This window comes from Arthrobacter sp. DNA4, from assembly GCF_024362385.1.
Lineage (GTDB): Bacteria > Actinomycetota > Actinomycetes > Actinomycetales > Micrococcaceae > Arthrobacter.
The window spans coordinates 1,470,591-1,493,797 of the sequence record NZ_CP101466.1 but is presented as its reverse complement, the minus strand read 5'-3'; the positions used below and the strand labels follow the sequence as shown (position 1 = coordinate 1,493,797).

Below are 23,207 nucleotides of genomic sequence, written 5' to 3'. Positions count from 1 at the left end.
CATTCTTCAGCGTCGGATGGACCAGCGTGTGGCTGCCAGGGCCTGCGCTGTCCGGGATTCCGGACCATCCATAGCCCCTTCGGCAAGGGCGGCACCGCCGGAAGAGTGCAGCGCGGACAGAATCTGGCCCGCTGCCAGCTCGGCCATGGCGGCCGAAGTCTGGAAGCCATAGCCGCCCTGCCCTGCCAGCCAGTAGAACCCGGCAGCCTCGGCGTCGAACCCGGCCACCGGCACCCCGTCCGCAGCTTCCGTTCGCAGGCCCGTCCATGCCCGGCGGATGCCGCTGATCCCCAGGCTGGTGAACGCGTTGAGCTTTTCCACCAGGCGTTCCACATCGCCGGGGCGCGGGCGCGCATCTTCGGGCCCACTGGGCACAGTCTCCGAGGGAGAAATCAGCACGTCCTGCCCGTCCGGCCGGAAATAGAACGTGTTGTCCGCCGCCGCCACCATGGGGGTAGCGGCACGCAAGGGACGGTCGACGGCGGCAATCGCCGCGGTGCGCCGGAACGGCTGGAGTCCCAGCTTCTCGACTCCGCTGAGCACCGCCAGCTCGTCCGCCCAAGCACCTGCGGCATTGACCATTACCGTGGCCTCAAAACCCTCTGCGCCGGCACCCACCTGCCAGCCGGAACCCAGCCGTTGTGCGGAATGCACGCGCGCGCCGGTGATGATGTCGGCGCCGGCGGCGAGCGCCCGTTTGCGGTGGTCCTCCACCAGCAGGGGCGCATTGCAGCCAAAGGAGCCGCTATCCAGTCCGGCGGCTTCAAAGGTTCCCGACTTCAGCACCGGGCACAGCTCAAGGGCACGGTCCACCGAAATGGTCTGCATGTGCCCGCTGGCCTCCGCGGCGACATCCTCCGCAGAGCCCACCAGCATAAAACTTCGCGGCGTCAGGACGGGTTCGGGCGATTCTGCGTCGCGGGCTGCGAGCAGCTCAAGGGTCCGGACGGTAAGCTCCTGCACCACGGGAGGCCCGTAGCTGGGGATCAGCTGGCGGGCGGAGCGGGAGGACGTGTGGTACGCCAGTTCCTGCTCCGCCTCCACCAGGGCAACGCTGCAGCGGCTACCAGGGCGGACGCCAGGGACAGGCGGCGATGCCGCCGCCCACAATCAGGACATCGTAGTGTGCTGCCATTCGTCCATCCTGACAGAGTTCCTGCGGACTGAAACCCCGCTGTCGGGGAGTCCCGTCAGGCTGCCGCCTCGGCCCGGCTGGCGACGAAGGCACCTACGCACGCTTCGACGTCGTCCGCTGAGTGCGCGGCGGAGAGCTGCACCCGGATCCTTGCGGCACCGCGCGGAACTACGGGGAAACTGAAGGCAGTGACGAAGACGCCGTGCTGCAGCATCCGGTCCGCCACTTTGGCCGCCATGACGGCGTCGCCGAACATGACCGGCACGATCGCGTGCTCGCCGGGAAGCAGGTCGAACCCCTCTTCGGTCATGCGGCGGCGGAACAGCCCGGCGTTTTCGAACAGGCGGCGTCGAAGGTCGGCCGAGTTCTGCACCAGGTCCAGCGCCTTGAGGGTGGCGGCAACGATGGCGGGAGCCAGGGAATTGGAGAACAGGTAGGGCCGCGCCTTCTGGCGCAGCATCGCGACAATCTCGCCGCGCCCGGAGACGTAGCCACCGGAAGCTCCACCCAAGGCCTTGCCGAAGGTGCCGGTGTAGATGTCCACCCGGTCAGAGACGCCGGCGTGCTCGGGAGTGCCCGCACCGGTGGCGCCCATAAAGCCCACCGCGTGGGAGTCGTCCACCATGACCATGGCGCCGTACTTGTCGGCAAGGTCGCAGATGGCCTCAAGCGGGGCCAGGTAGCCGTCCATGGAGAACACGCCGTCGGTGACAATCAGTGTCCGGCGGGCGTCCTGTGCCTCCTGCAGGCGGGCCTCGAGTTCGGCCATGTCCTGGTTGGCGTAGCGGTAGCGGCGGGCCTTGCAGAGGCGGATGCCGTCGATGATGGAGGCGTGGTTGAGCGCGTCGGAAATCACGGCGTCGTCCGGGCCCAGCAGGGACTCGAACACGCCGCCGTTGGCGTCGAAGCAGCTGGAGAACAGGATGGTGTCCTCGGTGCCCAGGAACGCGGACACCTTGGCTTCCAGCTCGAGGTGCAGGTCCTGGGTGCCGCAGATGAACCGGACGCTGGCCATGCCGAAGCCGCGCTCATCCATGGCGGCCTTGGCCGTGCTGATGATGTCCGGGTGGTCGGCCAGGCCCAGGTAGTTGTTGGCGCAGAAATTGAGCACGTCAGCTCCCGGGCCGCCGATCTGCCCGGCGGTGATGTGGCTGGACTGCGGCGAGCTGATGCTGCGTTCGGTCTTGTACAGTCCCGCAGTGCGGATTCCGTCCAGTTCTTCGCGCAGTTGGTCCTTGATGGAGGTGTACATGGGGTTCCTTACAGTCGGGTCCAGTCGAGGACAACTTTGCCGCCCACGCCGCTGCGGGCGATCTCGAAGCCTTTTTCCCATTCCGTGGCGGGCAGCGTGTCCGTCACCACGGCGGAGATGCCGGCGTGCAGCACCGGGTTGGAGGAGAGCATGGCGCTCATGGCGTACCAGGTTTCGTACATTTCACGGCCGTAGATGCCCTTGAGCGTGAGCATGTGGGTAACCACCTTGCCCCAGTCGATGGTGATCTCCTGGCTGGGCAGGCCCAGCATGGCGATCCGGCCGCCGTGGTTCATGTTGTCGATCATCTCAGGCAGGGCCGAGGGGTGGCCGGACATTTCCATTCCGACGTCGAACCCTTCGCGCATGCCCAGCTCACGTTGGGCGTCGCGCACCCGGGTGGTGGAGACGTCGATGGCAAGATCGGCTCCGAGCTGCCGTGCCAGGTCCAGCCGCGGCCGGGAAACGTCCGTGATGACGATCTTCCGCGCTCCGGCGTGGCGGGCCACGGCGATGGCCATGAGGCCGATGGGGCCTGCGCCGGTGATGAGCACGTCCTCGCCCACCAGCGGGAAGCTGAGTGCTGTGTGGACGGCATTTCCGAAGGGGTCGAAGATGGCACCGAGTTCGGGCGTGACGGAGGGATCGTGGTGGACCCAGACGTTGGTTTCGGGGATCACGACGTATTCGGCAAAGGCACCATCGCGCTGGACTCCCACGCTGACCGTGTGGATGCACATCTGGCGGCGTCCGGCGCGGCAGTTCCGGCAGATGCCGCACACGACGTGGCCTTCGCCGGAGACCCTGTCCCCGACCTTGACCTCCCGGACGTCCTCGCCCACTTCCACCACTTCGCCGTAGAACTCGTGGCCGGCAATCAGGGGGGCTTCGATGATCCCCTGCGCCCAGGCGTCCCAGGACTGGATGTGCAGATCCGTGCCGCAGATTCCGGTGGTCATGACCCGGATCTTCACGTCAGCCGGGCCTGCTGCGGGTTCGGGCCGTTCGACGAGCTCGAATCCGGCGTGGGGGCCGGCTTTATACAGGGCCTTCATTGGCATCCTTACTGCTTGGCATTCAATCTGCGGGGTACGTCCCCATTGAAGCCCTGCCGATGCTTTAGCACAACAGGGATTTTCTCAATCGACGATGTAGCTGTAGCTAATGATTAGAGTGGATGTATGGAGGTTCATCAGCTTGAAATCCTGCGGGAACTGGGCGCCCTGGGCAGTGTGAAGGCAGTGGCCGATACGCTCATGGTCACCCCGTCGGCAGTGTCGCAGCAACTGGCGCACCTGCAGCGCACCGTGGAGGTGCCGCTGACGCGAAAGGAGGGCCGGAACCTGGTGCTGACGGAGGCCGGCCAGGTTCTCGCCGACGCGGGCGCCGCCGTCGTCAGCGCCATGGCCGATGCCCGCGGCGCGCTCGGTACTTACCACGGCTCGCCCGCCGGAAGGGTGACCGTCAGCGGCTTCCACAGCGCGGGGCAGGCCCTGTTCGCGCCGCTGGCCCGCATGCTGGACCGGCCGGAGCACCCGCGGATCGAGCTGTCCGACGAGGACGTCGCGCAACAGGACTTCCCGGCCCTCACCGCCCGGTACGACCTGGTGCTGGCGCACCGCATGGACCACAGTCCCCGCTGGTAAGCGGAGCGGGTTGCCGTGATCCCGCTGGCACATGAGCCGCTGGACGTGGCGCTGCCCGCCGGCCATCCCCTGGCCCAAAAGGAGACCGTCACGGCGGACGACGTCGGCACAGAGGCCTGGGTGACCAGCCACCCCGGCTACTCCCCCGCCGATGTCCTGTCCGCCGTCGCTGCCCTCTCCAGCCGCGAGCCTAATATCGTCCACCGCATCAACGACTATTCCACGGTGGCGGCCCTCGTGGCTGCCGGCGGCGTGGTGGGGCTGCTCCCCAGATACACCGCGGGCCCGGTCCTGAACCCGGACATCGTGCTGCGTCCGCTGGAGGGAATCAGCACCCGCCGCAGGATCGACCTGCTGGCCCGGCCGGAGAACCTTAAGCGCCGCTCCGTAGTGATGGTCTGCGAGGCGCTGGAGGACATCATGGCGGGGCTGGTGAAACAGGGCTGAGCCGGAGCCGGCGGCCCGGAACTCAGGAGTCCTCGCCGTCCTGGTGGTTGCCCTTGCCCGTCTTGTGTCCAAGGCCCGGGCTGTGTCCCGGCGTATGTCCCAGCCCGCGTCCCAACCCACGCCCCAGCCCCAGGCCGGGCCCGTTACCGGCGCCCTTCACGATCCGCGCGGCAGTGGCTTTGTCCCCGTCCTTGACGCCGGTAATGCGCACGGTGTCCCCGGCGGCGATGTCCGCGATGGTTCCGTCCGTCGGTTTGAGCCGCTTGCCGTCGTCGCCCGTTGCCCCCCGGGTGGGTGTTGCTTCCGGGCTGGGGGTTGCTTCCGGACCGTCTGTGGATCCTGAACTGACCGGCGCTGCCGGAATCCTGATGATCTTCGTGTCGCCATTGACGGTGTAGGTGTGGGAGAAGCCGTCATCACTTTTGACGGTGATGGCTGAATCGCTGACCGACTCCACGGTCCCGTTCTGTTCCAGGACCGTCTGGTAGGTTCCGTCGGGCTTCCTGGCTACGGCTTCGCCGTGCAGGAGTTGCCCGCGCTGGGCTTTCCTGTCCTGCTTGTTCTGTTGTCCAGGCGCAGCGTCCTTGCCCGGCACTCCCTGCTGGGGCGCTCCCTGCTGGCCGGGGGTTGAGGGGGAAGGTGCCGGCGTTCCGGTGGCCGACCAGGCGAGGGCGGCCCCAGTCCCGCTGAGTGCCAGAGCCACCGCCCCGGCGAGCATTGTCTTGCGCATCCTCATAGGTTCCCGGACCACCATGGTTGTTCCTCCCGCACGCTGCCAGGGCACCGGCGCCCTGTGGGCTCAAGTGTAAGTCCGCCACGGCCGCCCAACCACGGGTACTTACGCAGGCCTTCGCCTGAGTACCCAACAGGTAGTTAAGGCGAAACCGGGCCGGGGTTGGCATCAATGTGAGGTTTCACAAGGATGCCAACCCCGGCCCGGCCGGGAGAAAACAGCGGGAGGAGCCTTAGACGGTGACGCCCAGCTTCTCCAGGATCAGTTCCTTCACGCGGCCGGCGTCGGCCTGTCCACGGGTGGCCTTCATGACCCCGCCCACGATCGCACCGATGGCCTGCACCTTGCCGCCACGGATCTTGTCCGCGACGTCGGGCTGCGCGGCGAGTGCGGCGTCGATGGCTTCCAGGAGGGGCCCGTCGTCGGATACGACGGCGAGGCCGCGCTTCTCCACGATCTCCTCCGGGGTGCCCTCACCGGCGAGCACGGCGTCCAGTACCTGGGAGGCCATCTTGTTGTTGATCTTGCCCGCCTCAACCATGCGGCTCAGCTCCACCACCGTGGCAGCTTCAACGCCCAGCTGGCCGGGGTCCACGTCGGCGGCCTTGGCGCGGCCCACGATCTCACCCATCCACCATTTGCGGGCCACGGAAGCCGTGGCGCCGGCGGCGATGGTTTCCTCGATTTCGTCCAGGACGCCGGCGTTGACCACGTCGCGGAATTCGAGGTCGGAGTAGCCCCAGTCAGCCTTGAGGCGCTTGCGGCGCTCGGCCGGCGGCTCAGGCAGGGTGGCGCGCAGTTCCTCCACCCATTCGCGGGAGGCCACCACGGGAACCAGGTCCGGTTCCGGGAAGTAGCGGTAGTCGTCTGCGTCGGACTTGGCGCGGCCGGACGTGGTGGTGCGGGTGTCCTCGTGCCAGTGGCGGGTCTCCTGGATCACCGGTTCACCCGAGTCCAGGACGGCAGCGTGGCGCTGGATTTCGTAGCGGACGGCGTGCTCCACGGCGCGCAGCGAGTTCACGTTCTTGGTCTCGGAACGGATGCCGAACCGCTCACGGCCGTGCGGGCGGAGCGACACGTTCGCATCGCAGCGGACGTTGCCACGTTCCATCTTCGCGTCGGACACACCCAGGTTCTTCACGATCTCCCGGACGGCCGCGACGTAGGCCTTGGCCAGTTCCGGTGCGCGGGACCCGGCTCCCTCGATGGGCTTGGTGACGATTTCCACCAGCGGAACACCGGCACGGTTGTAGTCCACCAGCGAGAAATCGGCGCCCTGGATCCGCCCGGTGGCGCCACCCATGTGGGTCAGCTTCCCGGCGTCCTCCTCCATGTGCGCGCGCTCGATCTCCACGCGGAACACGGTGCCGTCCTCGAGCTCAACGTCCAGGTAGCCGTCGTACGCAATCGGCTCGTCGTACTGGGACGTCTGGAAGTTCTTGGGGGTATCCGGGTAGAAGTACTGCTTCCGGGCGAAGCGGCAGGATTCGGCGATCTTGCAGTTCAGCGCCAGGCCGATCTTGATGGAGGACTCGATGGCCGTCTTGTTCACCACGGGCAGGACGCCGGGCATGCCCAGGTCCACCTCGTTGACGTTGGTGTTGGGCTCGTCGCCGAAGACGTTGGGGGCGGAGGAGAACATCTTGGTCTTGGTGTTCAGCTCCACGTGGACCTCGAACCCCAGGACGGGATCGTACTTCTCCATGGCCTCGTCGAAGCTCAGGATGTCGTCAGTGCTCATTATTTTGCCTCCTGGGTTTCGAGGGTTCCGGCAACGGCAAGGTCAGGCGCCTGGGCCAGCAGCGGGCCGCCCCACTTGGCTTCGAGCAGCGATTCAAGGACTGCACCCACCCGGTACAGGCGGGCGTCCTCGCGGGCCGGGGCCAGCAGCTGGATACCGACAGGCAGCCCGTCCTCGTCGGCCAGGCCGCCGGGCAGGGACAGGCCGGGGACGCCGGCAAGGTTGGCGGGGATGGTGGCGACGTCGTTGAGGTACATGGCCAGCGGATCGTCCAGTTTTTCGCCAAGCGGGAACGCCGTCGTGGGGGCGGTGGGCGAGATCAGGACGTCAGCCTGCGCGAAAGCGGCCTCGAAGTCCCGCTGCACCAGGGTGCGGACCTTCTGGGCGGAGCCGTAGTAGGCGTCGTAGTACCCGGCGGACAGGGCGTAGGTGCCCAGGATGATGCGGCGCTTGACTTCGTCACCGAAGCCGGCGGCGCGGGTGGCACCCATCACGCGTTCGATGGTCATGGGGCCCTCTTCGGGGAGGACGCGCAGGCCGTACCGGACGCCGTCGAACTTGGCCAGGTTGGAAGAGGCCTCGGACGGCATGATCAGGTAGTAGGCGCCCAGGGCGTACTGGAAGTTGGGGCAGGAGACCTCCACGATCTCCGCGCCGGCTTCCTTGAGCAGCTCCAGGGCGTCGTTGAAGCGGTTTTCGACGCCGGCCTGGTAGCCCTCGCCGTGCAGTTCCTTGATGATGCCGATCCGCAGGCCCTCGACGTTGCCGGTCTTCGCAGCGGCAACGAGGTCCGCCAGGGGTTCGGGCAGGGAGGTGGAGTCGCGGGGATCGTGGCCGCCGATGACCTGGTGCAGGAGGGCGGAGTCCAGGACGGTGCGGGTGACTGGGCCGATCTGGTCCAGGGAGGATGCCATGGCGATGGCGCCGTAGCGGGAGACGCTGCCGTAGGTGGGCTTCACACCAACGGTTCCGGTGACGGCGCCGGGCTGGCGGATGGAGCCGCCGGTGTCCGTACCCAGGGCCAGGGGCGCCTCGAAAGCGGCGACGGCGGCAGCGGAGCCACCACCCGAGCCGCCGGGGATCCGGTCCAGGTCCCAGGGGTTGCGGGTGGGGCCGTAGGCGGAGTGCTCGGTGGAGGAGCCCATGGCGAACTCGTCCAGGTTTGTCTTGCCCAGGATGGGCATCTTTGCGGCACGCAGGCGCTCCACCACGGTGGCGTCGTACGGGCTGTGCCAGCCTTCGAGGATCTTCGAGCCTGCAGTGGTGGGCTGTCCGACGGTGACGATGAGGTCCTTGACGGCGATGGGGACGCCGGCGAGCACGTGCAGGGCCTCGGCCTCAGCGCCGCCGGCGGCGCGGATGACGTCCACCTCGGCGGCGACGGCGAGCGCTTCCTCCGCGTTGACGTGCAGGAACGCGTTGACCAGGCCGTCCACGGCAGCGATGCGGTCCAGGTAGGCCTGGGTAACTTCGACGGCGGTGACCTCGCCGGCACGGAGTTTCTCCGCGAGCTGCGCGGCGGACAGCCGGATCAGGGTGCCGGCGGTGGTGTTCTTTTCAGTCATGGTTATGCCTCATCCAGGATGGCCGGGACCTTGAAACGGTTGTCATCGGAGTCCGGTGCGCCGGAGAGTGCCTGTTCCGCGGTGAAGGTGTGTCCCACAACGTCCTCACGGAACACGTTGGTGAGCGGAATGGGGTGCGAGGTGGCCGGGACGTCGTCCCCCGCGGCCTCGCTGACGGACTTGACCGAATCCACGATGACGGCGAGCTCGCCGGCCATCCTGTCCAGCTCTTCGGCACTCATCTCGATGTGAGCGAGCCGCGCGAGATGCGCGACGTCGTCACGGTTGATCGCAGCCATGGATCTCCCCTGCAAAGTTCGGATTGTTTTCCGATCCAGTCTAGTGCGGAAACGCAGATGCCCGTCTGACATCCCCCAGCGGGCGTCAGACGGGCACCTTCGACACCCGGCCTGCCTCGGGGACAGGATCACGGGCAGCTACAGACTAGCCGATTCCGATGGCTCCGGTCAGCATGCCGACTCCGAGCATTACCAGGGAGATGACGGCGGTGCGCCACAGGACCTTTTTGTGGTGGTCACCCAGGTCCACCTTGGCCAGCGAGACCAGCAGCAGGATGGCCGGAACCAGCGGGCTCTGCAGGTGGAAGGGCTGGCCGGTGATGGAGGCCCGGGCCATGTCAGCGGCGCCGACACCGTAGTGGGCCGCGGTTTCGCTGAGGACGGGCAGGACGCCGAAGTAGAACGCGTCATTGCTCATGAAGAACGTCATGGGGATGCTGAGCACACCGGTGATGACGGCCATGAACGGGCCCATGGAGGTGGGGATGATCTGGACCAGCCACGCGGACATTGCTTCCACCATGCCGGTGCCCTTGAGGACGCCGGTGAGGACGGCGGCCGCCATGACCATGCTGACCACGGCCACGATTGACGGTGCGTGCGCAATCAGCTGGGCGCCCTGGTCCTTGACCTTGGGGAAGTTGACCAGCAGGGCGATCGCGGCGCCCACCATGAACACGAACGGCAGCGGGATGACGTTGGCGACGAGCACCACCATGACGGCGACGGTCAGGACCAGGTTGAACCAGAACAGCTTGGGGCGCAGGGTGCTGCGGTTGGGATCGAGCGCGGTGTCCGCCATGGCGGAGTCGTGCTCGTCCACCAGGGTTTCGGTGCGATCCAGGACTGCAACCGAACCACCGGCGGGGGCTGCTCCGCCGGGGTTGCCGCCCTTGCGGCCGCGGCCGGTTCCGGAAGCGGGGGTTCCGGAGGCACCTGCGGAGGTGCCGCCGTCGAACTCTTCCGCAGTGTCCGGCACGCCCCAGATCTCGGGGGCGGTGGCGCGGAGGCGGTTGCGTTCCTGCAGGCCCAGCAGCCAGGAGAAGGCGAAGACGACCACCAGGACGGCCACGAGGGACGGGATCATGGGGACGAAGACGTCGTTGACGTCAATCTTCAGGGCGGTGGCGGCGCGGGCCGTGGGGCCGCCCCACGGCAGGATGTTCATGGTGCCGTTGGCCAGGCCAGCGACGCAGGTAAGGACCACGGGGCTCATCTTCAGGCGCAGGTAGACCGGCAGCATGGCTGCGGTGGTAAGGATGAAGGTGGTGGACCCGTCGCCGTCCAGGGACACGGCGGCGGCCAGGATCGCGGTGCCCAGGACCACCTTGGCGGGGTCGTTGCCCAGCTTGCGGAGGATGAACTTCACCAGCGGGTCAAAGAGCCCGACGTCGATCATCAGGCCGAAGTAGATGATGGCGAACATCAGCAGGGCCGCGGTGGAGGTCATGGACTTCATGGAGTCCATCACCATGTCGCCGATGCCCAGGCCGGCGCCGGCGAACAGGCCAAAAACAGTAGGGACAATGATCAACGCCAGCACTGGCGTCAACTTCTTCGTCATGATCAGCACCATGAATACCGCGATCATGGCGAATCCAAGTATTACCAGCACAGCCGGCTCCTTCTTGTGAACAGCGGCACAGCGGTGTGACGCGTGCTACAGACTGTAGGGTGGCGGACGTCACGGCAGTGCCTTTGGCTCAATTGATTGGCATACTGCTTATTGGGAGCATTTTGCTCATTGTGCTCACTGTGCTTTTGCGCTGAAACCATGGGCCGCCACCACCCGTCAAGGAGGATGAATGCAGCGTTCCATGCCCCGGCGGCCGCTGCGGTTTTCCACCCAGACGCTGCTGCTCCAACTGGCCGTGGTGCTGCTGGTGGTGCTGCTGAGCACCGCCGTCCACGCCTGGCTGACCTACGACCGGGTGGGCAGCGATGCTGAGAACCAGGCACTGACGCTGGCCCGGACTGTTGCGTCCGACCCTGAGGTCCGCGCCGAAGTGCTGGCCATCAGTGACCAGCCCGGCACTCCCCCGCCGGCCGAGCTCCTGGGCGGGCCGCTGCAGGCGTCGGCGGAGGCAGCGCGGACCCGGACCGGGGCGCTGTTCGTGGTGATTACCGACGAAACGGGCATCAGGCTCGCCCACCCGGATCCGCAGCGGCTGGGAGAAAAGGTGAGCACCGACCCGTCGGAAGCATTGTCCGGGCAGGAGATCACCACCCGGAACACCGGAACGCTTGGCCCGTCGGCCGGCGCAAAGGTTCCGGTGTACGCACCCGGCACCAGCACGGTGGTGGGCGAGGTGAGCGTGGGCTACTCCATGGAAACCGTGGCCCAGAGCGTGGCGCGCGACATCGGCCCCGTGGCACTGACCGCCGCGGGCGCCCTCCTGGCCGGGGTCCTGGGCTCCTTCCTGCTGCGCCGCCGCCTGCAGCGCCTCACCCTGGGCCTGGAGCCGGAGGAAATCAGCACGCTGGTGCACGACCAGGTGGCGGTGCTCCAGGGCGTGGACGACGGCGTGATCGGCGTCAGTGCCGACGGCCGGGTCAGCGTCTTCAACGCCGCCGCGCAGCGGCTGCTTGGCCTGCCGGACCTTTCCGGGTCGAGCTGGGAGGACGCGCCCGTCCCGGAACAGCTGAAGTCCCTCACGCGCCCCGACCCAAGGGTTGCCGGCCCGGGGGTAGCCAGCGGCGGATCAAACCAGGACGCCCTCGAACTGGTGGCCGGGGGCCGGGTGCTGGTGGTGAATGCGCGCAAGGCGCTGCACCGCCGGGAGGACCTGGGCTGGGTGGTCATGCTGCGCGACCGCACGGAACTGCAGGAGCTGACGCGGCAACTCGACGCCGTGGGCACCATGTCCACCGCGCTGCGCGCCCAGCGGCACGAGTTCGCCAACCAACTGCACACCCTTGCCGGTTTCCTGGGCATCGGCCAGCACCAGGAAGCGCGCGACTACCTTGCCGGCCTCGCCGCCACCGGCCCGCTGAAGTTCCCGGTGGACCAGGCCGAGCTGCTGCAGGACCCGTACCTGCAGGCCTTCGTCGGCGCCAAGGGCGTGGAGGCCGACGAACGGGGCGTCTCGCTGCGCATCGGGCCGGAGACCCTGGTCCGCGGGCAGGTGACCGATGCCCAGGATGTGACCACGGTGCTGGGAAACCTGCTCGACAACGCCATCAACGCCGCCGTGGCCGGCTCGTCCGCGGACCGCTGGGTTGAGCTGGAGGTGCTGGATGAGCCAGGCGACGACGGCGGCACACTGCACGTCGTGGTGGCGGACTCCGGTGACGGGCTGGCAGAAGGCACAGACACGGAGGCCGTGTTTGCCGAAGGTTTCACCACCGCTTCCGGCCCGGTCCGCGCCGGCGGCGGTCAGGGCTTCGGACTGGCGCTGGCCCGCCAGCTGGCCCGGCGCCGGGGCGGCGACGTGAAGGTGCTCGACCGCGGGGCCAGGGGCGGGCCGGGTGCCGTGTTCATGGCCACCCTTCCGCACACGACGGCAGGAAGCGCTGCCGCAAAGACCACGGGGGAAGCCGGAAAGGATAAGAATGGCTGACGATTTTCGGGTCCTGATCGTGGACGACGACTTCCACGTGGCCAAGCTGCATGCCGCCTACGTGGATTCGGTGGCGGGGTTCCTGGCGCTGGCGCCTGTCGGTACGGCGTCGCTGGCACTGCAGGCCATCCACAGCCTGCGGCCGGACCTGGTGCTGCTGGACGTGTACCTTCCGGACGCCTCCGGCCTGGACCTGCTGCAGCAGCTGGATGTGGACACGATCATCCTCAGCGCCGCATCCGATCCCGCGTCGGTCCGGGTGGCGTTCCGCCGCGGCGCGCTGGGATACCTGCTCAAGCCCTTCACGGCGGAGTCATTGTCCCAGCAGCTGCGTTCCTATGCCCGGTACCGGCGCCTCCTGGGCCAGCCCGGGGCACTGGACCAGGACGCCGTGGAGCGCGCCAAACGTGCGCTGATTCCGGGGGACGTCACGCCGTCGTCGAAACCCCGCTCCGCGACGGAGGCCGCGGTGCTGGAATCACTGGCCCCCGGCGAGCAGTATTCTGCCGCCGAGGTGGCCGCCCGGGTTGGCGTTTCCCGCGCCACCGCCCAGCGGTACCTGTCCTCGCTGGCGGACGACGGGGCGGTGGACATCCAGCTCCGCTACGGCACCACCGGCAGGCCCGAGCACCGCTACGGCCTGCCGGCACGGTAGGGCCGGAAAATCACTCGCTCTTCTGCGCGACCAGTTCGATCTCGACGAGCATCTTCGGGTCCAGGAACGGGAGCACGTGGACCAGGGAGAGGGTGGGGCGGATCCCGCCGAACACTTCGCCGTGGGCCCGGCCGGCCTCTTCCCATTTGCTGATGTCCGTCAGGTACAGCTTGGACTGCACCACGTCCCCGTAGCCGAAGCCGGCGTCGGCCAGGACCTTGCCGAGTTTCTGCAGGATGTACTGGGTCTGCGTGTAGAAGTCATCCCCCACGATTCCGTCGTCACCGCTGGCCGCGGTGGCAGAGATGTAGAGGGTGTTGTCCACCTGGACGGCGCGGGAATAGCCGAGGGTCTGTTCCCAGACGGATCCGCTGCCGAAGGTTTTGCGCATGGGTGGGCCTTTCAAAGCTGGAATGGGTCGCCACCACTGTAGGGCTGCTACAGGTCGCGCCGGTAAACCAGCAGTTTTATGTCGGTTCCGGGGACCAGCCAGTCCCGTTCAGGCACCCGCTGGAAGCCGGTCTTGCGGTACAGCCCGTGGGCGCTTTCCCAGGTTTGGCCGGTGGTGAGGGCCACCGCACGGATGCCGGGAAGCGTCCTGGCATGGCCGATGATGGCCTCGACCATGGCTTTGCCGGCGCCGCTGCGCTGGACGGCAGGGTCCACCACCAGCATCCGGAATTCCAGCTCATCCTGCAGGGCGATATCCGCGTACGGCTCCCCAGCCAGCGCCAGGGTGACCGAACCGACCACAGCGCCGTCCCGCTCCGCCACCCAAATGGTGGCCTGCTCCGCGCGGGATGCCACATCCATGATCTTGGCCATGTAGGGGTGCGCTGCATCGTCGAAGTAGCCTGCCGAAAGATACGAATCTCCGGTGATGCGGGCAATGGCGGCGAAGTCGGCCTCGACGGCGGGACGGATGGTTATCTGCGGCTGCACCCGTCAATGCTAGTGGCGACCCGGCGTGCGGCAGGAAGGCACTTTCCGTGACAGAACTATCAGAACGGGTGGCCCCGCTCTGTCGATGATGGCCTCCCCTGCCCGCTCAGAGCGGAAACTTTCCGGACAGCTCCAGGCTGGCGGCACAGGTCCAGGCGTCCAGGCGCTCACCGTCGGTGGGGCCGCCGTCGAGGGGGCTCGTGAGGCGCGGCCTGCGCACCCAGCAGCCGGCCTCCTCCGCGATCAGGGCGCCGGCTGAAAAGTCATGCTCGTTCAGCCCCCGCTCGCCGTAGGCATCGTGGGTTCCGTCCGCCACCATGCACAGGTCCAGGGCAGCGGAACCAAGCCGGCGGACATCGGCGAAGCCGTCCATCAAAGTACCGAAGGCAGCGGCCTGCTGGGCGCGGATATCGGGCTCGTAGCTGAACCCGGTGGCCAGGATCTGCCCGGCCCGGCCCGGAACCGGTCCGTCCAGCCTGGTGACAGTGCCGCGTTCCTCCAGCCACGCACCCTGGCCGCGGGCAGCGTAGTACACCCGTCCCAGGGCAGGGGCATTGACGACGCCGGCCAGCCAAGCGCCGTCGGCATCGGCAACAGCCACGGAGGTGGCGTAGTAGACGATGTTGCGGATGAAGTTGGTGGTGCCGTCCAGGGGGTCGATGGACCAGCGGTAACCGGTGGGGTCGGCGGGCCGGGTGGTGCCCTGTTCCTCGCCGGTGATGCTGTCGCCCGGGCGGGCAGCGGTGATGACGCGGCGTACGGCGTTTTCCGCGGCCAGGTCAAAGGCTGTGACCCAGTCCCCGGCCGCTCCCTTGTTGCTCGCGTCCAGGGCGTTGCCGTCACGGCCGGACAGGACTTTTGCGCCTGCCGCCGCGGCCTGTTTGGCTACCTCCAGCAGTTCCGTTGCGGACGTCATGCGTTCTCCTCCACGGTGTCCTGCACGGCGCTCTCCCCGGCGGCGCTCTCCCCGGCGGTGTTCTCCCCGGCGGTGGCCGGTACGGTCGCTTCCTCTGCGCCGTCCCGGGCCGGTTCGGTGGCCGGGGCATCCCCCACGGCTGCCGGGCCGCCGTCGAGCAGTTGCCGGAACCCGTCCTCGTCCAGGACGCGGATGCCCAGCTGCTCTGCCTTGTCCAGCTTGCTGCCGGCGCTTTCGCCGCCACCACGTAACTGGTGTTCTTGGAAACGGAGTAGCCGCCTTGCCGCCGCGGAGCAGGATGGCTTCCTTGGCCTCGTCACGGCTGAAGTTGGGCAGTGAGCCCGTGACCACCACGGTCAGTCCCTCAAGGGTGCGCGGCATGGACTCGTCACGTTCGTCCTCCATGCGTACCCCCGCAGCGGCCCAGCGGTCGATGATCTCGACGTGCCAGTCCTCGGCGAACCATTCCTTCAGCGCGGCGGCGATAGTGGGCCCAACGCCGTCCACGTGGGCAAGTTCCTCCTCGGACGCGGCGCGGATGCGGTCCATGCTGCCGAACGCCTGCGCCAGGGCCCGGGATGCGCGGGGCCCGACGTGGCGGATGGACAGGGCCACCAGGACGCGCCACAGCGGCTGGGTCTTGGCCTTCTCAAGTTCCTTGAACAGTTTCTGGGTGGTGGCGGTGGCCTTGGACGGCGACTTGGCGGTGCCCTTGCTGAAGAAGTACGGCACCAGCTCGTATTCGCCGGTGGGGACGCCTTTGCTCTTCTTTTCGCGCCGGATGCGGACACCGGCCAGGTCCTCGGGGGTGAGGTCGAACAAGCGGGCTTCGGAGGTCAGCGGAGGGGTGTCCGGTTCGGCAGGCTGGGTCAGTGCAATGGCCGCCTCCCAGCCCAGGGCTTCGATATCGAAGGCACCTCGACCGGCCACGTGGAACACCCGCTCCCGGAGCTGGGACGGGCAGGACCTCGCGTTGGGGCAGCGGACATCCACGTCCCCCTCCTTCGCAGGTGCCAGCGGGGTACCGCAGGAAGGGCACTCGGTGGGCATCACGAAGTCGCGCACCGGCGGGTCCTGCTGGTCCCGGAGGGACAGGACCGGGCCCACGATTTCGGGGATGACGTCCCCCGCCTTCCGCAGGATGACGATGTCGCCGATCTTGACGCCCTTGGCCTTGACCACGTCCTGGTTGTGCAGGGTGGCCATTTCCACGGTGGATCCCGCAACCTTGACCGGCTCCATGACGCCGTAGGGCGTGACGCGGCCCGTGCGGCCCACGTTGACCTGGATATCCAGCAGTTTGGTGTGCACTTCCTCCGGCGGGTACTTGTAGGCCACGGCCCAGCGGGGAACACGGGTGGTGTTGCCCAGGGCCCGCTGGGTGGCGAAATCATCGACTTTGATGACGATGCCGTCGATTTCGTGAAGCAGCTTGTGGCGCTGGTCCCCGTACCGCTTGATGAACCCGAGGACGTCGTCCCGGGCTTCCAGCACCTCGAAGTACGGGCTCACCGGCAGGCCCCACTCATTCAACAGGCCGTAGGTCTCCGACTGGCTGCCCGCGGCCAGGCCCTCCCGGGCGCCGATGCCGTGGACAAACATTTTCAGTGGCCGCTTGGCCGTCTCCGCCGGATCCTTCTGCCGCAGCGACCCGGCCGCGGCGTTGCGGGGATTGGCCAGCGGCGCCTTGCCGGCTTCAATCAGGGCCTCATTGAACTCGGCGAAGGCCTTGGATGGGATGAAGACCTCGCCGCGCACTTCCATTTCGGCGGGGAAACCGCTGCCGCGCAGTTCCTGCGGGATTTCCTTGATGGTGAGCAGGTTGTGGGTAATGTCCTCGCCCGTGGTGCCGTCGCCGCGGGTGGCAGCCCGCACCAGCTTGCCGTCGCGGTACAGGAGGTTGACAGCCAGGCCATCGATTTTCAGTTCGGTCAGCCACGCAGCTTTTGCGCTGCCGTCCCCGATCTTTTCGATGCCGGCCTCGGCCCGGTTAAGCCATGCCTCGAGCTCCTCCAGGGAGAAGACGTCCTCGAGGCTGTACATCCGCTGAAGGTGTTCCACCGGCGCAAACGCGGCGGACACCTCGCCGCCCACTTCCTGGGTGGGTGAATCGTTGGCCACCAGTTCCGGGTGCAGCGCCTCGATCTCCTCGAGGCGGCGGAAGAGGGCATCGAACTCGGCGTCCGATACCAGTGGCGCGTCCTCCTGGTAGTACGCGAACCGGTACTTCCGGACCAGGTCCGCGAGGTTGTCGTATTCCTCGCGGATGGCTTCGGTGGGGATCGCTTCGGGCTCGTGCGGTGCCGTGGTCCGGGTGGCGGTCTGTTCTGCGGGTCCTGGTCCTGTGCTCACAGACCTATCTTGCCTTACGCCTCCGACAGCCACTGGGCAGGGCGGCGCGGCAGGCACCCAGGCTCAGTGCGACCGGAGCCGGTTGCGGTTGCGGTTCCACCAGGCGAAAGCTCCGGCGGAGGCGCCCACCAGCAGTGTTCCGATGGCGATAGGCCCGAGTGCCGGACCGTCCGGGCCCCCGCCACCGGCGGGAGCAAGGGCGGCCAACTTGGTGGGGGCGGCGCTCCGGGTAACGGGACTGTTCCAGTCCTGTCCACTGGAGGGGCCGGTGGGCGGCCGGTAACCGGCAGTCGCTGATGGGGTTTCGGGGGCGGAATCGTCGGGGACCGGCGCCACCGTTGCCGGCAACTGGACCGGGTCAGGGGGCGGGACGTCACCCTGCGCGCTGGGGCTGGACAGTCGGTGCAGTAGCTCCGCCGGGGGTGCCGGCTGGGCTGGCGGCGGCACCGGATCCTTGGATTTGCGGGGGCGCCCGGTCTGGCCGGAGTCGGGGCTGCTGGCAAGGAGGGGCATGCAGATCAGTCCGCAGTCGGCTGGCGCCTGGGTGTCCGACACCGGGGCGGGCGTGGGCTCGGCTGTGGCAGCAAGTGCCGGGCCTGTTGGGAAGAAGCCAAAGGCCAGGGCCAGGACAGCCGCGGAAGCCGTCGTCGAAACAGCGTGGCGGACCGGGGTGGACGGGGTCATTGCTACCTTTCGATGCGCGCAGCCCCCCACCACGGCTTTCTGGTGTCCCCGGTAGTCTTCTACAGCGCCGGGCGGGGCCGCAAATCCGCCGCAGCAGCGGCCCCGCCTTTTTCGGGCCTGCTCAGTCCCGGTTTTCCGGTGGAAGCGCCACCTGGATTTTCCGCGCTTTGCCGCGTCCCACCACGTACCCGCGGCCCGGGATGAAGTCCGGGCTCACCCGGCCCAGCGAGGTGTTGAGCAGGCTGTCGCCTTCGATGTCCCCCGGGTTGAGGAGCAGGCCCCGGCGCCCGGATTTGAACGGCTGGGCAAGCTGCCAGGCGCTGGACCAGGTGGAGGACTCGGACTCGCCCACCACCCACTGGTCCGCCTTCAGCGACGCGGTCACCAGCTGCGCCATGCCGGATTCGGCGATGGTGTCGGTGAATTCCGTCAGGCCCTCGATGAAGAAGGCCACCGCTCCCGGATTCCCGGTGGAGTGCTCCACCAGGTCCTCCACCACCTCGGCGAGGTCGTCCGGTCCCACGACCGAGCGGTTCCAGATGGGGAGGGAGGCGACGGCGGACCGGCGCGACCCGAGGTAGATCAGCTCCACGGCGGGGTTGGACCGGCGCAGTGCGTAGGCCAGGGTCACCAGTGCCACGGTCCGTCCGGCACCCGGCGGGCCTGCCAGCAGCAGCGGGCCGCGCGCCATGACCTCCGCCGGCTGCAGGGACTCGTCGTCTACACCGATCACCGGCAGGTCCGGGCTGCCGGCGGGGAGGACATCCAGGTCCACCTGTTCGGGCAGCCGTTCGATGCCCGGCGCGGTGTCGAGGCCCTGGCGCAGCATGGCTTCGCTGAGCTTATGGACTTCCCGGGCCTGCAGGGCCAGGTTGGAGTTGCCGCCCAGGACGGCGAGCTGCACTTCAAGTCCGTCCAGCAGCCCGCGTCCCGGGGGCGACGTGGCAGTAAGGACATCCCTGGGGACGTCCATCGAGATGTAGTCGTCTTCATTGGAGAGCCGCAGCACCAGCCGGCGCTGAATGGAGGCGAGCAGCGACGCGGGGACGGCGTTGGGCCGGTCCCCTGTCACCACCAGGTGGATGCCCAGGGTGCGGCCGTCGGTGGCCAGTTGCAGGAAGATGTCCCAGAGTCCGGAAAGCTTGCTGTGCTCATATGCCTCCCGGAACGCGGACATGCCGTCCACCAGCACGAAGATCCGCTTCTCGTCCGGCCGGTTGGCCAGCTTCCGGTACTCCACGATGGTGGACGCCCGCACCTCTGCGAACTGTGCGGAGCGCAGCTCGGCGATGTCCCGCAGGAGGCGCAGGAGCCGCCCAACCCGTTCCACGTCGTCGCCGTTGATGATCTCGCCCACGTGCGGAAGCTCCTCCAGCATCCGCAGCCCGGAGGAACCGCAATCGATGCCGTACACGTGGACCGGGCCACCGCGCGGGGTGACCGCGGCGGCAATGGCAATGCCGCGCAGGGCTGCGGACTTGCCGGAACCGCCCGTTCCGTAGATGGCCATGTTGCCGTCCCGGTCCGGTTCGTAGAACACGGTGGGCTGGTCCTGGTGCACGGGATCGTCGGCCACGCCCAGGAGCAGCTGTTCGTCGGTGCGGGGGTTGGGCAGCTTGGAGAAGTCGTAGGTCTTGGCCAGTTCATCCAGCCATGGCTTGCGCGGCGGCTGGATGGCCAGGGTGTCCGCGGCGTGCACGATGGTGGAGGTCATCCGGGCGATGTCGTTGGGGACGGCCGGTTCCTGGGCAACGGGCTTGTCAGGGGCGGGAGCTTCCCAGCTGGGACCGGAGCCGAAGGCCATTTCCACGATGTCGATCTGGGGCCGTTGTGGTTTGTCGGTGGTCCAGCCGCCGGCGTACCCGGTCTGGAATCCCTGGATGCGGCCGGGCCCGGTCTTGGCGGCGCCGCGGCCCGGAATGGCGGGGTCGAAGTAGGCGGCGTCCGGGACGCCCAGGATGTCCGTGGCGTCGTCCTCATCGGCCATGCGCAACGCAACCCGGAGGTTGGTGTTGGCGCGGAGGTTGTCCTTGATGACGCCGGCGGGCCGCTGGGTGGCCAGGATCAGGTGCAGGCCCAGGGAGCGGCCACGGGCGGCCACGTCCACCACCCCGTCGACGAACTCGGGAACATCGTTGGCCAGGGCGGCGAACTCGTCCACGATGATGATCAGGTAGGGCGGGGCTTCCGGGTCTGCCTCGCGCTGCAGGGCCAGCAGGTCCTTGGCCTTCTTCCGGTTCAGCAGCTGCTCACGGTAATGCAGCTCCGCACGCAGGGACGTCAGGGCGCGGCGCACCAGGTGCGGGGAAAGGTCGGTAACAAGGCCCACGGTGTGCGGCAGGTTGATGCAGTCCGCGAATGCGGCGCCGCCCTTGTAATCCACGAACAGGAAGCTGACGCGGTCCGGGCTGTACGCCGCGGCCATGCCCATGACCCAGGACTGCAGGAACTCGGACTTGCCGGCGCCGGTGGTGCCGCCCACCAGGGCGTGCGGCCCCTCGTTCTTCAGGTCCAGGTACAGCGGCTCGATGCCCTTGGACCCCACCAGGGCCCGGAGCGTGCCGTTGTCCTTGCGGTTCGCCACCGCGGTGGCGTGCACGGAGTTGTTTTCCGTCCAGCGCTCGGCCACGGCCTGGGGGTTGTCCAGGAAGTCCTTGCCGATCAGGGTCGCATAGGACACTGCGCGCGGCAGGTCGGAGTCGTCGTTGACGGGCTTGCCCACGTCAACCACGGGGGCCAGCATCCGGGCGAGCTGGGCGGCGAGCTCCGCGTCCACGCTCTCGCAGCTGACGGGATACGTGTGGCGGCCCACGCGCACCTGCCCGGTGGTGGTGCCGTGGTCGCCATCCACCACCATGAAGTCGCGGCAAGCGGCCGGGAGGGCCTGGATGTCGGTGGCCACCCACAGGACGTGGACGCCGGAGTCGGGCCCGCGTTCCGCCAGCCGGGTGAGACGGCCGCGGTCCACGGGAGCGTCGTCTTCCACGATGACCAGCACCGACGGAAGGACAGGCTCTTCGAGTTCATGCTTGACGGGGTCGATGCCGGGTCGCAGGTCCGGGGCGGTCCGTTTGGCCGCCGCTTCCCGGGCATCCACCAGGTCCTCAAGCCGGGCCAGCAGTGAGGAGCCGCCGGCCGAGCCGGCGGCCAGGTGGTCCCCGCCCAGCGGGCTGTGCCCCGAGCCCACGTGCGGCAGCCACTGCAGCCAGTTCCAGCGTTCGCGGGACTGGGCGGACGTGATGGCGGTCACGACCACCTCGGCCGGGGAATGCAGGCCCACGAGCTGCAGCACCATGCCGCGGGCAACGTCGTCCACCAGGCCGCGGGCACCGGCGATGCCCAGGGCGCCGGAAGTGCGCAGCTGGGAGACGACGGGGACGCCTTCGATCCCGCTGAACTGCTTGATGCAGTCCTGGATTTCGCGGGCGTACTGGACCTCGGTGTCGTTGTTGGAGGGTTCCTCCAGCGGGATGCGCGACGGCGCGGTCCCCAGTCCAAAGCGCAGGCCAAGGAACGAGGAGTGCTCGGGCCGGTGCGTCCACAGCAGTGGCCCGAGCTTGTAGATGGCATCCACAGTGTCGCTGACGGACGGCGCTTCCTGGAGCCGGACCGCCCGTTCCACCTGCTGCAGTTCGGTGAGGTCCTGCCGGAAGGCGGCCATGGACGCCCGGAACTGCTTGAGCTGTTCCTTCTGCTGCTTGCGCGTCCGCATCCGGGTGTCCACGTAGTGGCCCACGATGAACAGGGGCATCATCAGCATGAACACCATGGACAGCACGTTCTGCGTGACCGCGAAGATGACCGCGCCCATCATCAGGGGCGCCACCAGCATGATGTACGGGAACGGCTGGTCCTCGGGCCGCTTGGGCCCGGCAGGAAGGACGCGCTTGGGTACTTCGAAGCGGGGCACCACGCGCGGGGAGCGGTTGAAGTCCACAAGGGGCGACGTCGGCGCTGCCGCGTGGTTGTGTCCCAGCGGCACCACGGTGACGGTGGTGTCCCCCAGGGTCACCGTGTCGGACGAGTTCAGGGTGGCGCGCGTGACCGGCAGCCCGTCCATCAGGAGGCCGTTGGCGGAGTTGGTGTCCACGATCTCGAGGCTTTCGCCCACCGTGATCCGGGCATGCCGCTTGGACGTGAGCGGATCCGTCAGGCGGATGTCCACGTCCCGGTCCCGGCCGATGTAGCTGGTGCCGATGGGCAGCGAAAATTCGCGGCCGACGTCGGGCCCGGACAACACGCGCAGCGTGGCCGCAGCGGGCCCACGGCTGGCTCCTGGTTCGTGGAACTGCCCGCTGACCCGGGCCAGCGACACCACGGAGCCGGGGCGCAGGCCCGATTCGAGCAGGTTGTCTTCGCGGGCCAGGACGTTGCCGCTGATCCCGGCACCCACGAAGGCCTCGTCGATGCGCAGGGACAGGTTGTCCGGGGCAGGGGTGCCCTTCCGGTCAGGGTCGGCCGCCCAAAGCACGGTGGCGATGTCGGCCACGGTGGCCAGGCCGTCCACCGTGACGGCCAGGTCCTTGGCGTCGGCGGGTTCGCGGCGGAGTGTCAGCCGGATCCTCATCCTTCGTCCACGCCCCTCATCTTTTCGAGCAGGTACAGGTCATCGGGTGTCACCAGGTGGGTGGTGACGGCGTGCTCCACCAGGCGGGCGCGGCGGTTGGTGGCCAGTTTCCCGCCGCCTCCGCGCAGTCCCACCACGCCCACGCGGTCCAGCTTGTCGCAGACGTTGTCGAGTTTGCGGTTGAAACGGGTCAGCGCCCAGCCCAGGGTTTTGGCGGCGGCCGCGGAGGACGGGATGGTGCTGAACCCGGTGCCTTCGCGCCGGAGCACCGGCTCGGCGAGGGCCACGATCAGCGCCTTCTGGGCGTCGGTGAAGACCACGGGGCCGATGGTGGTGTCGCCGCTGCTGGCACCTTCCCGGGCTTCCTGCCGGAAGGATGGCGTCTTGAGGTGCACGGCGAACTCGTAGGTGGTGGGCCCGGCCGTGAAGATGACGTTGGTGTGGCTGAACACCAGCGGAATCCGGGCGCCGGGCGACAGCCATGCCTGCATGCCGCCGGACGCGTCAGCCACGGTGGCGGACAGCATGCTGCCCACGTTGCTGAGCCACCAAATGCCGTCGTAGCGGGCCACCTGCAGGAACTGCCGGTGCAGGTACGGGTTGTCGTCCACTTCAAGGTCGCCTTCGCGGCCGATATTGAAGATGTCCTCATCCGATGGCTCGTACCATTCGCCACAGAAATCTATTGCTAGATCCCCCATGATCTGTGCCTC

At 68.0% G+C, this 23,207-nt stretch carries 15 protein-coding genes and 3 pseudogenes; 3 read left to right on the top strand and 15 right to left on the bottom strand.

Translation table 11 applies throughout. The annotated features are described in order from the left end of the window. Window positions 1–6 precede the first annotated feature (6 nt). The 3 genes and pseudogenes from NMQ03_RS06880 to tdh all read right to left on the bottom strand — a co-directional run bounded on the left by NMQ03_RS06880 (window position 7) and on the right by tdh (window position 3,442). A pseudogene (locus tag NMQ03_RS06880) lies at window positions 7–1,135 on the bottom strand (NAD(P)/FAD-dependent oxidoreductase). 55 nt (window positions 1,136–1,190) lie between these two features. Next, on the bottom strand, window positions 1,191–2,387 hold the full coding sequence (locus NMQ03_RS06875; protein ID WP_255174959.1) for a glycine C-acetyltransferase: 1,197 nt from the start codon (window positions 2,385–2,387) through the stop codon (window positions 1,191–1,193). 8 nt (window positions 2,388–2,395) lie between these two features. Then, a complete protein-coding gene (gene tdh, locus NMQ03_RS06870; protein ID WP_159632428.1) occupies window positions 2,396–3,442 on the bottom strand; it encodes an L-threonine 3-dehydrogenase in 1,047 nt (348 codons plus the stop codon). Between the two features lie 126 nt (window positions 3,443–3,568). Here tdh and NMQ03_RS06865 point away from each other — a divergent pair. Continuing rightward, window positions 3,569–4,480: pseudogene (locus tag NMQ03_RS06865) on the top strand (LysR family transcriptional regulator). A gap of 22 nt (window positions 4,481–4,502) precedes the next feature. Here NMQ03_RS06865 and NMQ03_RS06860 read toward each other — a convergent pair. The 5 genes from NMQ03_RS06860 to NMQ03_RS06840 form a co-directional block, all read right to left on the bottom strand. Next, the gene (locus NMQ03_RS06860; protein WP_255174958.1) at window positions 4,503–5,210 is read right to left on the bottom strand and encodes a hypothetical protein; all 708 of its coding nucleotides are present in this window, start codon (window positions 5,208–5,210) and stop codon (window positions 4,503–4,505) included. A gap of 235 nt (window positions 5,211–5,445) precedes the next feature. Further along, complete coding sequence (gatB, locus tag NMQ03_RS06855; RefSeq protein ID WP_255174957.1) at window positions 5,446–6,954, bottom strand: Asp-tRNA(Asn)/Glu-tRNA(Gln) amidotransferase subunit GatB; 1,509 nt, start codon at window positions 6,952–6,954, stop codon at window positions 5,446–5,448. Further along, window positions 6,954–8,519: an Asp-tRNA(Asn)/Glu-tRNA(Gln) amidotransferase subunit GatA gene (gene gatA, locus NMQ03_RS06850; RefSeq protein WP_255174956.1), complete on the bottom strand. Its 1,566-nt coding sequence runs from the start codon at window positions 8,517–8,519 to the stop codon at window positions 6,954–6,956. The genes gatB and gatA overlap by 1 nt, the downstream gene beginning before the upstream one ends. Window positions 8,520–8,521: 2 nt before the next feature. After that, entirely contained in the window at window positions 8,522–8,818 is a 297-nt protein-coding gene (gene gatC, locus NMQ03_RS06845) for an Asp-tRNA(Asn)/Glu-tRNA(Gln) amidotransferase subunit GatC (protein WP_043455998.1), read from the bottom strand. A 145-nt stretch (window positions 8,819–8,963) separates the two neighbouring features. Continuing rightward, window positions 8,964–10,433 carry a CitMHS family transporter gene (locus NMQ03_RS06840; RefSeq protein ID WP_255174955.1) on the bottom strand — a complete coding sequence of 490 codons (1,470 nt, stop codon included), beginning with the start codon at window positions 10,431–10,433 and terminating at the stop codon, window positions 8,964–8,966. A gap of 190 nt (window positions 10,434–10,623) precedes the next feature. Between NMQ03_RS06840 and NMQ03_RS06835 the strand changes: the two genes are divergently transcribed. Both NMQ03_RS06835 and NMQ03_RS06830 read left to right on the top strand, forming a co-directional pair. Then, a complete protein-coding gene (locus NMQ03_RS06835) occupies window positions 10,624–12,378 on the top strand; it encodes a sensor histidine kinase (protein WP_255174954.1) in 1,755 nt (584 codons plus the stop codon). After that, the gene (locus NMQ03_RS06830; protein WP_159632435.1) at window positions 12,371–13,033 is read left to right on the top strand and encodes a response regulator; all 663 of its coding nucleotides are present in this window, start codon (window positions 12,371–12,373) and stop codon (window positions 13,031–13,033) included. Before NMQ03_RS06835 ends, NMQ03_RS06830 begins: the two co-directional genes overlap by 8 nt. A 10-nt stretch (window positions 13,034–13,043) precedes the next feature. Here the strand turns inward: NMQ03_RS06830 and NMQ03_RS06825 are convergent, their stop codons facing one another. The 7 genes and pseudogenes from NMQ03_RS06825 to NMQ03_RS06795 form a co-directional block, all read right to left on the bottom strand. Beyond that, window positions 13,044–13,424 (bottom strand): RidA family protein, encoded by a 381-nt coding sequence (locus NMQ03_RS06825; protein WP_255174953.1) that lies wholly within the window; start codon window positions 13,422–13,424, stop codon window positions 13,044–13,046. A gap of 47 nt (window positions 13,425–13,471) precedes the next feature. Then, a complete protein-coding gene (locus NMQ03_RS06820) occupies window positions 13,472–13,975 on the bottom strand; it encodes a GNAT family N-acetyltransferase (protein WP_255174952.1) in 504 nt (167 codons plus the stop codon). A gap of 106 nt (window positions 13,976–14,081) precedes the next feature. Next, on the bottom strand, window positions 14,082–14,891 hold the full coding sequence (locus tag NMQ03_RS06815; RefSeq protein WP_255174951.1) for an inositol monophosphatase family protein: 810 nt from the start codon (window positions 14,889–14,891) through the stop codon (window positions 14,082–14,084). Further along, window positions 14,888–17,174 (bottom strand): annotated as a pseudogene (gene ligA / locus NMQ03_RS06810) (NAD-dependent DNA ligase LigA). Before ligA ends, NMQ03_RS06815 begins: the two are co-directional and overlap by 4 nt. 132 nt (window positions 17,175–17,306) lie before the next feature. After that, window positions 17,307–17,927 (bottom strand): hypothetical protein, encoded by a 621-nt coding sequence (locus NMQ03_RS06805; protein WP_255174950.1) that lies wholly within the window; start codon window positions 17,925–17,927, stop codon window positions 17,307–17,309. A 121-nt stretch (window positions 17,928–18,048) separates the two neighbouring features. Next, the gene (locus NMQ03_RS06800; protein ID WP_255174949.1) at window positions 18,049–22,494 is read right to left on the bottom strand and encodes an FtsK/SpoIIIE domain-containing protein; all 4,446 of its coding nucleotides are present in this window, start codon (window positions 22,492–22,494) and stop codon (window positions 18,049–18,051) included. Then, window positions 22,491–23,195 (bottom strand): hypothetical protein, encoded by a 705-nt coding sequence (locus tag NMQ03_RS06795; protein WP_224025519.1) that lies wholly within the window; start codon window positions 23,193–23,195, stop codon window positions 22,491–22,493. The genes NMQ03_RS06800 and NMQ03_RS06795 overlap by 4 nt, the downstream gene beginning before the upstream one ends. Window positions 23,196–23,207: the final 12 nt, after the last annotated feature.

What these genes read in the sequence shown, in the direction of transcription:
- NMQ03_RS06815 (WP_255174951.1), bottom strand. Translation starts at nt 14,891, where the DNA reads ATGACGTCCGCAACGGAACTGCTGGAGGTAGCCAAACAGGCCGCGGCG.
- NMQ03_RS06795 (WP_224025519.1), bottom strand. Translation starts at nt 23,195, where the DNA reads ATGGGGGATCTAGCAATAGATTTCTGTGGCGAATGGTACGAGCCATCG.
- NMQ03_RS06875 (WP_255174959.1), bottom strand. Translation starts at nt 2,387, where the DNA reads ATGTACACCTCCATCAAGGACCAACTGCGCGAAGAACTGGACGGAATC.
- gatA (WP_255174956.1), bottom strand. Translation starts at nt 8,519, where the DNA reads ATGACTGAAAAGAACACCACCGCCGGCACCCTGATCCGGCTGTCCGCC.
- NMQ03_RS06805 (WP_255174950.1), bottom strand. Translation starts at nt 17,927, where the DNA reads ATGACCCCGTCCACCCCGGTCCGCCACGCTGTTTCGACGACGGCTTCC.
- gatB (WP_255174957.1), bottom strand. Translation starts at nt 6,954, where the DNA reads ATGAGCACTGACGACATCCTGAGCTTCGACGAGGCCATGGAGAAGTAC.
- gatC (WP_043455998.1), bottom strand. Translation starts at nt 8,818, where the DNA reads ATGGCTGCGATCAACCGTGACGACGTCGCGCATCTCGCGCGGCTCGCT.
- NMQ03_RS06800 (WP_255174949.1), bottom strand. Translation starts at nt 22,494, where the DNA reads ATGAGGATCCGGCTGACACTCCGCCGCGAACCCGCCGACGCCAAGGAC.
- NMQ03_RS06830 (WP_159632435.1), top strand. Translation starts at nt 12,371, where the DNA reads ATGGCTGACGATTTTCGGGTCCTGATCGTGGACGACGACTTCCACGTG.
- NMQ03_RS06860 (WP_255174958.1), bottom strand. Translation starts at nt 5,210, where the DNA reads ATGCGCAAGACAATGCTCGCCGGGGCGGTGGCTCTGGCACTCAGCGGG.
- tdh (WP_159632428.1), bottom strand. Translation starts at nt 3,442, where the DNA reads ATGAAGGCCCTGTATAAAGCCGGCCCCCACGCCGGATTCGAGCTCGTC.
- NMQ03_RS06835 (WP_255174954.1), top strand. Translation starts at nt 10,624, where the DNA reads ATGCAGCGTTCCATGCCCCGGCGGCCGCTGCGGTTTTCCACCCAGACG.
- NMQ03_RS06825 (WP_255174953.1), bottom strand. Translation starts at nt 13,424, where the DNA reads ATGCGCAAAACCTTCGGCAGCGGATCCGTCTGGGAACAGACCCTCGGC.